General features: G+C 60.9%; 2 protein-coding genes. Both read left to right on the top strand.

Going from position 1 to position 2,226, the window contains the following annotated elements; genetic code table 11:
• Nucleotides 1–290 precede the first annotated feature (290 nt).
• Nucleotides 291–1,157 (top strand): mechanosensitive ion channel family protein, encoded by an 867-nt coding sequence (locus NCT32_RS19365; protein ID WP_061118576.1) that lies wholly within the window; start codon nucleotides 291–293, stop codon nucleotides 1,155–1,157.
• Nucleotides 1,158–1,408: 251 nt separating this feature from the next.
• On the top strand, nucleotides 1,409–2,226 hold an 818-nt coding region (locus NCT32_RS19370), incomplete at its 3' end, for a TAXI family TRAP transporter solute-binding subunit (protein ID WP_409241535.1).

A 2,226-nucleotide genomic window follows, 5' to 3' on the forward strand; every position in this document is an offset into this window, starting at 1 on the left:
GGTGTTTCGTGCCGCTGCCCCTCGCGTCCGGCAATCCGCGGTTCGCGGCGTTGCTGAGTGACCAGCGCTGACCGATGGGAGCGCAGGGTGACCAAAAGTTCCTCCATGCCCTTGGCATAGCACTTAAGCATGCGCTCGTTCGTCGTCTGCTCGAATTAGCGAGACGCCTCGAGCCACGGAGGCGCGGCGATACTCCGGCCCGGAATCGGCTTGCGGCCATGCGGCGAGTCGCCTATAACAGTTACGGGCCTCACCCAGCTTTGTCGCTGAACGAAGAACGGGAGCGAGACATGAACCTCGAGACCGTACGTGCTTTCATCATGACGCGTGGCGTCGATTTCGCGATCATGCTGGTCGGCGCCATCGCAGTGTGGATCGTCGGCCGCTGGCTCATCAATCTCGTCATTCGCGCGTTGCGGAAACTTCTTGCACGCAACGGCCGAGTCGATCCCACACTCGCGCACTACCTCGGCTCGATCCTCGGCGTCATTCTCAATCTGCTGCTCGTTCTTGCGATCCTTCAGATCTTCGGGGTTCAGACCACCTCCTTCGCTGCGCTGCTCGCTGGCCTGGGCCTCGCGATCGGCACCGCATGGGGAGGACTGTTGGCGCACTTTGCGGCGGGCGTGTTCATGCAGGTGTTACGGCCGTTCAAAGTGGGCGACTTCGTAACGGCCGGCGGCGTCACAGGCACCGTCACCGAACTCGGCCTGTTCGGCACGACGATCACCACGCCCGACAACGTCGCGGCGATTGTCGGCAACAACAAGATCTTTTCCGACACAATCCTGAACTTCAGCCTGCTGCCGCATCGGCGAGTCGAGCTGACCGCAAAAGTCGCGAATGGCGTCGATGTACTCGATGCAATCGCGCGATTAAAAGCTGCGGTCGCGCGAATCCCAAACGTCACAGAGTCGCCCGCGCCGGACGTCGAAGTGCTCTCCTTCACACCGGAAGGACCGCTACTCTGCGTGCGGCCGTACACCAACACAGAGAGCTACTGGCAGGTCTATTTCGACACCAATCGCGCGATCATAGCGACCTTCGAAGAAGCGGGATATCCTACGCCGGACACGCCCGTTGTACGGCGGGTGGCTCCGGATCCGCACATCACGCAAATGCCGCCGCTACCGCTGCACGGCGATCGCGCCGCCTAAGAGTGTCTCACGCGCCGAGCTCCCGGGACTGCCGGAAAGCTCCGACCGGTCGGTTAAGCACTACCTGGCCGATACCAGGTCTGACAGCACTCCCGTGCCTGCGCCCCAAGCCGTTCCATTCGTTGGTATCGTAGGCATTTCTCCCGTACCGGATCATGGTTTCGCCGCAATCCCTGCTGCGGCGAAACCTGGAACGCCGGGCAATGATGCCCAGACACAATCCAGCGCTGCAACGCAGCCAGAAAACTCCCATCACCCCGGCGAGGCGGCGCGTGCTGGCCATCGGCCTGGTTGTTCTGTCGGCCGCCTCCGGCTGGCTGATGATGCTCGTGGTCGAACCCGCTTTCCAGCGCACCATCGTGATGACCAGTGGCGCGGACAACGGCATTTATCGCGGCTTTGCGGATCGCTACGCGCCCATCTTAAAGCGTGCGGGTATCAAGCTGGATATACGCGGTTCTTCCGGCTCGGTGGAAAATTACGAACGATTGAGGGAGCCGAAGAGCGTCTACGACGTCGGTTTCATCCAGTCGGGAACCGTGAGTCCGAAAGAGACCGACAAACTGCAGACGATTGCCGCTGTGTCGTATGAACCCATCTGGGTGTTCTATCGTGGCGAGACTGCGGTTGACCAGCTCTCGCAATTGCGCGGCAAAAGAATTTCGATGGGCGTGCCCGGCAGTGGCCTGCTCAACGTCGCGCAGTTGCTGCTCGGCTATAGCGGCGTCACGAGCCAGAATTCCACACTACTGCAAATGGATGCGCCCGCGGCTTATCAGCGGCTCGAAACCGGGCAAATCGACGCTGCTTTCTTCATTGGGCGGCCGGACGCCGAGATGCAGAAGACGCTGCTGAACAGCAGTCTCAAGTTGATGAGTTTCTCGCAGGCCGATGCGCTGGTTCAAAAAATCCCGTCGCTTGCAAAAATCGTCTTACCGCGCGCATCTACGAGTGTCGCCGAAGACCTACCGCGCACCGACGTCACGCTGCTCGCGGCAACAGCGCTGCTCGTATCGAAAGACACAATGCATCCGGCGCTCATCTATTTGCTGCTCGACGCGGCGCGCAT

Origin of the sequence: Caballeronia sp. INML2 (genome assembly GCF_023631365.1) — a bacterium.
GTDB lineage: Bacteria > Pseudomonadota > Gammaproteobacteria > Burkholderiales > Burkholderiaceae > Caballeronia > Caballeronia turbans.